The 5918-nt window shown below is 46.9% G+C and carries 5 protein-coding genes and 1 pseudogene; 4 read left to right on the forward strand and 2 right to left on the reverse strand.

Annotated features, from left to right (window positions below; translation table 11 throughout):
* Nucleotides 1-315 precede the first annotated feature (315 nt).
* The gene (gene rph, locus RMO84_RS02120) at nucleotides 316-1047 is read left to right on the forward strand and encodes a ribonuclease PH (RefSeq protein WP_310486806.1); all 732 of its coding nucleotides are present in this window, start codon (nucleotides 316-318) and stop codon (nucleotides 1045-1047) included.
* 169 nt (nucleotides 1048-1216) lie between these two features.
* On the opposite strand, the gene RMO84_RS02125 is transcribed toward rph, so the two are convergent.
* A complete protein-coding gene (locus RMO84_RS02125; protein ID WP_310486807.1) occupies nucleotides 1217-2386 on the reverse strand; it encodes a pentapeptide repeat-containing protein in 1170 nt (389 codons plus the stop codon).
* A 235-nt stretch (nucleotides 2387-2621) separates the two neighbouring features.
* On the opposite strand from RMO84_RS02125, the gene RMO84_RS02130 reads away from it, so the two are divergent.
* On the forward strand, nucleotides 2622-2819 hold the full coding sequence (locus RMO84_RS02130) for a heavy-metal-associated domain-containing protein (RefSeq protein ID WP_310486808.1): 198 nt from the start codon (nucleotides 2622-2624) through the stop codon (nucleotides 2817-2819).
* Between the two features lie 459 nt (nucleotides 2820-3278).
* Here RMO84_RS02130 and RMO84_RS02135 read toward each other — a convergent pair whose 3' ends face one another.
* On the reverse strand, nucleotides 3279-3701 hold the full coding sequence (locus RMO84_RS02135; RefSeq protein WP_310486809.1) for a hypothetical protein: 423 nt from the start codon (nucleotides 3699-3701) through the stop codon (nucleotides 3279-3281).
* 336 nt (nucleotides 3702-4037) lie between these two features.
* On the opposite strand from RMO84_RS02135, the gene RMO84_RS02140 reads away from it, so the two are divergent.
* The gene (locus tag RMO84_RS02140; RefSeq protein WP_310486810.1) at nucleotides 4038-4964 is read left to right on the forward strand and encodes a LysR substrate-binding domain-containing protein; all 927 of its coding nucleotides are present in this window, start codon (nucleotides 4038-4040) and stop codon (nucleotides 4962-4964) included.
* A 470-nt stretch (nucleotides 4965-5434) separates the two neighbouring features.
* A pseudogene (locus RMO84_RS02145) lies at nucleotides 5435-5918 on the forward strand (TldD/PmbA family protein); the annotation flags it as partial.

Below are 5918 nucleotides of genomic sequence, written 5' to 3' on the forward strand. Positions count from 1 at the left end.
GGATGACTATTTAATTGTGCAATCATATTCAACGTAAATGAGCCGCATTTCATTCAAAAGGTCTTCCCCGTTGGGATCTGCTTGTCCGATCGGTAGTCTATAGTAGACAATATATAGCGTTTGCTTCCGAACGTTTATCCAGTCAAACACTAAATATGCGATCGGTCAAGTACCTATTTAGGGGATAGGGGTTAGGGAATAGGGAATAGGGGTTAGGATGGTTGTAGATGCTAGGGATTTAAATTCTCACTAAAAGTTAACAAGAATTTAGATCGGCACCTGTCCGACTGTAGTACAATGATTCCGCCAATTAAGATGCAACTCCGCCCACACCGTCAGCCGAATCAGCTCCGTCAGATAAGCTTCCAGAGCGACTTTACGAAATTTGCTACCAGTTCGGTGCTGACTGATTGTGGCGATACCCGTGTGTTATGTACCGTCACCATCAAAGATGGCGTGCCCAAGTTTTTGACAGGCACGGGAACGGGCTGGCTGACCGCTGAGTATCGAATGCTACCTGGTGCAACACCGCAGCGGCACGAGCGGGAGGTAATGAAGTTGTCGGGACGGACACAGGAGATTCAAAGATTGCTCGGTCGGAGTTTGCGATCGACCCTCGATTTTGCGGTTCTGGGGGAGAAAACGATCCTGGTCGATGCAGATGTCATCCAAGCGGATGCCGGTACCCGCACGACGGCAATAACCGGCGGATACGTGGCTTTGGTGGAAGCGATCCATCAGCTAATCGATCGAGGCGATCTGAGTAGATCGCCGCTCATCTGTCAAGTTGCCGCAGTGTCGGTAGGACTGATTGAAGATAGCGCATTTCTCGATTTGGATTATCCCGAAGATGTAGCGGCGGATGTCGATTTTAATGTGGTGATGACTGATAAGCGAGAACTAATTGAAGTCCAAGGTACGGCAGAATCGGGCAGTTTTAGCCGTCAGAAATTAAATGAATTATTGGATCTCGCCGATGTGGGCATTCAAGAATTAATGACGTTGCAAACTGCCGAGATCGATCGGTGGCGTAAAAATAAGCATTAAACATCAATGGAGATCAGCTATCTTCAATTGCTAGATCGATCGACAAGTAGTGCAACTTATTTAAAACAGTGAGGCCAGAAAACCACAAAGTAAAAGATCGTGGCAACGGCCTGAAATTACCAGTCAGGGATATCTATATTAGTCGATCGAGGCTATGTTTAGACCCGCTCTAAAAATCTGGCAACTGAGTAGTGGCATTGTAAATGGCATCACTAAGTTGTTGGCGTGTCAGTCCGACCGTATTGCGCAGATCGGCGTTAATGAGATTGGTTTGTTGGAGGTTCGCACCTTTGAGGTTTGCCCCATCGAGATTGGCTTGCTCCAGATTTACCTCTGTTAAATTGGCACCTTCGAGGTTGGCTTTCCACAGATAGGCACCTTCGAGATTGGCTTGCCAGAGGCTGGCTTCGCGGAGATTAGCGCGTCCCAAAGAGGCACCTGCTAATTTCGCTTGCCACAACTGGGCTTCGCGGAAATTTACTTTCCACAGATCGGCACCTCGCAAATCGATCCCATTGAGATCGGCATCGCGAAGATTGCTCTCGCGCAGTCCGATAATCCGCTCGGGTCGATCTTTACTCGTGTCTCTGCGGGCTAAAATCGTCATCACAGCTTGAATATCCGTCGGTACTTTGGATGGCGACGGTTGTTTGCGACTGGCAGCCACCTCGCTCCCACCGACAATTGTCAGCGATCGATCTGGATTGTTCGCGGGTGGGTTCCCTCCGAGTGGTGGATTTACGGTAGTTTCCCTGGTGGCCGAGCGTTCGCGCACGAAAGCTGTTAAAACTTCGATCGTCAGCCAGTAGTCCTCTTCTGACTCTTGCGCGAGGCGTTCGAGAGTATAAATACCGCCCAGCCGAATTTCCAGCTTATCGCTAGCTAGATGGGCGATCGCTTGACTGAATCGATCGGTAATCAGCCGCTGCTGAGACTGCTGAAATTGACCATCAGTCCGGCGTAAATAGTTCCAGGCCGTGTAAGCGAGGCCGCCCAGGATAAGAACCTCAATGCCCTGAAACAGTAGGTTGTAGACACCATTTTGCGCATTAATCCGATCGCGTTCGAGCATAATTTGCTCTTTTTGAAAACCGAGCCGCGCGGCTGGGGGCAAAGTGCGACCGGGGAGCTTGTCGATATCTTGCTGGAACTGATGGACTCGCTGGTTGAAATGTCTGAGGCTAACCTGTTGAACGAACCAAATGCCACCGAGTGTGAGTGGAATACCAATAACTAGCGGCCATGGCAATCGCCAAGATTTTTTGGAAGCGAGCGCAGTTTGCGTATCTTCAGCAGACGAGAGACTCGTCCGATTACTGCCCCATCGGGATCGACTCATAAAATTTACCTTCCGATGTACACCTGGGAAATTGTACTGTAGATCTTAGGGGTGTTTGATAAAGACTGTACTAGTGAATGTTAGATTAATTAGCAGTGTAGCTATATTTGATTTAGTAACACATCCTACCTGAAAGTGTCGCGATCGAGCGATCGATTACGCGCGACGATCGATCTGTGATACTTCATCCTGACTCGATCGATCGCGCCCATTAGCTTTTCATTCAATCTTCATAATGCAAATAACATTTACCGTTCCCGATCTCGCTTGTGGTGCTTGTGTGGCGACGATCGATCGCGCTATTCATGCAGTAGATCCGCAAGCGAAAATTACTGCCGACCCACAAACCAAACTAGTCCAAATCGAGAGCGAACTACCTGTGGATACACTGACAGCAACTATTAGGGATGCTGGATATACCGTTAGTAACTAGATCGATTTTTGACGATCGATCCGATCTAAATACTTAAATACGATCGCTTAATAATTAATGGCCAAATTCGAGCGCGATTATTAATCGATCTTGACAGAACCCAGTTGGGATCTGTTTAGATAACCAAGATCGATCGATGGTCGCTGGAAAGTTGGCGGATTCGTTCGAGCAATTGCTTAGGTTTAGCGGAGATTTACCCACCCCGCCCTGTCGGGCACCCCTCCAAGGCTACCGTGTCTACACATCTCTAGAAATAGGCGACATTGGTGAAAATCCCCCTAAATCCCCCTTCAAAAGGGGGACTAAGATCCGGATCTTAGCCCCCTTTTGAAGGGGGTTTGGGGGATTCAGATCTAGAAACTAAGTCTATCCGACTTGTGTGTACACGGTAGGTATTGGGAGAAGGGGGTTGGGGGTGAGGGCGATTTCGCGATCGTCAGTTTAATTATGTCCAGCTACTTATTCAGATTTGGCGATCGATCGATTGAGAAACTTTGCCCACTCAGCCGCCATCGGTACTTCCGTAAACGGAATCTCGATCGATTCAGCCGTGGGATCGATCGATTCAAACCGCAGATCGATCTTCTTACCTTTTACAGGTAAATCGTCTAAATCGACAGCCCGATTATCGACGATTAATTGAATCTTATTAATGCGATCGAGGCTAAATGTACGCAAATTTTTCGGTTCGGCTTTAGTTGGTTTACCCCAACTAATTTCGCGATCTTTGAGTCCCATCACGGCATAAATATCATACTTACAGCGATCGAATCCTACCGCCCATCGCTTGTAAGCTTCAATTTTTTGATACTCAGTAGCACCAGCTCTTGCCAGCCAGATAAATGCTCCGAGCAACGGGAGCCACATTAAACCGCGTTCCATACAGAAATATGCGATGGGGATTATGAAACTAGTATAGCTTGACGCTTGGGGGAATCGGAGCTGACGATCGACTCGCACTGTCGATCGACAGTGCTGGTAGCTAGAGAGGACTCACGACAGCGATTTCCTGGCTACAAATGAGCTAACTAGACGACCGCGCCTAATCGATCGTCAGAACAATATACAATCATTGTATAAATCTCCGCCCCGAGCGGCTGTCGATCGCCAATGGTAAGATGGCTGGAGATCGTTCCGACAATGAAGATGTTCGAGTAAATCGGTTACGACATTAATTTCGCAGACATTCTCGCAACTACTAACGGTTAATCGAACAACATGCGTCAATCTACTCTCCATCAACTAAAAGTATTTGAAACTGTGGCGAGATTAACCAGTATCACTCGCGCAGCAGAAGAGTTGTCTTTGACACAGCCGACAGTTTCGATGCAGATCAAACAGCTTACCCAAAATGTCGGCATTCCCCTATTCGAGCAAATTGGTAAAAAGTTATACCTGACCCAAGCCGGACAGGAATTATTAGTTACTTGTCGCGAAATCTTCGATCGATTATCGCGGTTTGAAATGAAAGTTACCGATCTTCAAGGTCTCAAACAAGGCAAACTCCGAATTGCGACGATTACCACCACTAAATATTTTATGCCGCGCGCGATCGCGCCATTTTGCCAATTATATCCAGGGATAGATGTTGCTCTTGAAATCACCAATCACGAGCGAGTGTTAGAACGACTCAATGAAAATCTCGATGACTTATATATCATCAGCAAAATACCCGACAGGTTAGATGTTGCCTTACACCCATTTTTAGAAAATCCACTCGTAGTGATTGCACCTAAAAATCATCCCCTGGCTCAAGAGAAAAACATCCCAATTACCAGGCTGCAAAACGAGCCATTTATCATGCGCGAACGTGGTTCGGGGACACGGGCAGCGGTAGAACAATTATTTACCAAGCATGATGTATCGGTCAAGGTGCGCTTGGAATTGGGCGGTAATGAAGCGATCAAACAAGCGATTGGCGTAGGTTTGGGGATTTCAGTCCTGTCGCAACATACTTTTACCCCAGAAGCTGCGATGTCAGGATTGACGATTTTGGATGTCCAACATTTTCCGATCGAACGGCATTGGTATTTGATTTATCCCGCCGACAAACAACTGTCAATTCTGGCTAATACTTTCTTTGATTTTCTCCAGCAAGAATCCCAAACGATTGCCAGTAAAATGCGCTTGCAAATTAGTAGCTAAGAATCACAAATATCTCTAACAGGTAAGAATTCTCGCAAGCATACATGGCAAAAGCAACACTACGACAATAGCTCAGAGATCTCTAATTGCTAAGTTTGTCAAATGTGGAGTTGCACTAGCCTAGTAGTGGATGGCTCCCGTCCAAACAGTATTTTAGAGATATGTAGGTTGTCGATTTGTGTTGCTTCTGGAGTCGGAGTGAGGCAAACAATATCCAAATAATCTGGAACTAGCTTTTCTCCTGTTAGATGAAATCTAACCTGAACTGTAGTTTTCGGCTGGAAATCAAAGCTGTTTGCTGTTCGTTTATTAAGCTAGCACCTAAATTGTCGATCGCCAGCAATACTTATGAAATTGAGAGTGCAGACTGCGGAGAATCTACAGAAAGTTAACCTCTGGAAAAATATTGTAAACTAGAGTTGAGCTACGAATATCTAGGTAGCTTGCGCACCAATATTTAATAAATTTCAGTGATAGATCGATTAGAGACTAGTTTCGATCGAGTGTTGGCAGACTTAACCGCTAACCTCCATGCTGACGAGCAATTTACGTTACGGTTGCAAGGCGAAGTCAGTCAGTTTACCCGCTTCAATCACGCTAAAGTGCGCCAGACTGGGATCGTGACCGATGGTAGTCTACAACTGAAACTGATTTCCCAACAGCGGAGCAGTTCGGTAGAGTTTCCCTTCACTGGCGACCCAGAGATCGATTTACCCCAGGCACAAGCCGCGTTGGCCGCCCTGCGATTGGAAGTGCCGCAATTACCTATCGATCCCTATCTCGTATTGCCGACCGGCACGGCTACCAGCCACGAGGTTCATGCTGGGGACTTATTACCAGCGGCTGAAGTAGTCGCTAATTTATTACCAGTAGTGTCTGGCCTAGACTTTACGGGTCTGTATGCTGGCGGAGTCGTAATGCGGGGTTATGCCGATAGCAGCGGTCAAAAACACT

Source organism: Chamaesiphon sp. VAR_69_metabat_338 (assembly GCF_031423935.1).
Lineage (GTDB): Bacteria > Cyanobacteriota > Cyanobacteriia > Cyanobacteriales > Chamaesiphonaceae > Chamaesiphon.

What these genes read in the sequence shown, in the direction of transcription:
- RMO84_RS02130 (WP_310486808.1), top strand. Translation starts at nt 2,622, where the DNA reads ATGCAAATAACATTTACCGTTCCCGATCTCGCTTGTGGTGCTTGTGTG.
- rph (WP_310486806.1), top strand. Translation starts at nt 316, where the DNA reads ATGCAACTCCGCCCACACCGTCAGCCGAATCAGCTCCGTCAGATAAGC.
- RMO84_RS02140 (WP_310486810.1), top strand. Translation starts at nt 4,038, where the DNA reads ATGCGTCAATCTACTCTCCATCAACTAAAAGTATTTGAAACTGTGGCG.
- RMO84_RS02125 (WP_310486807.1), bottom strand. Translation starts at nt 2,386, where the DNA reads ATGAGTCGATCCCGATGGGGCAGTAATCGGACGAGTCTCTCGTCTGCT.
- RMO84_RS02135 (WP_310486809.1), bottom strand. Translation starts at nt 3,701, where the DNA reads ATGGAACGCGGTTTAATGTGGCTCCCGTTGCTCGGAGCATTTATCTGG.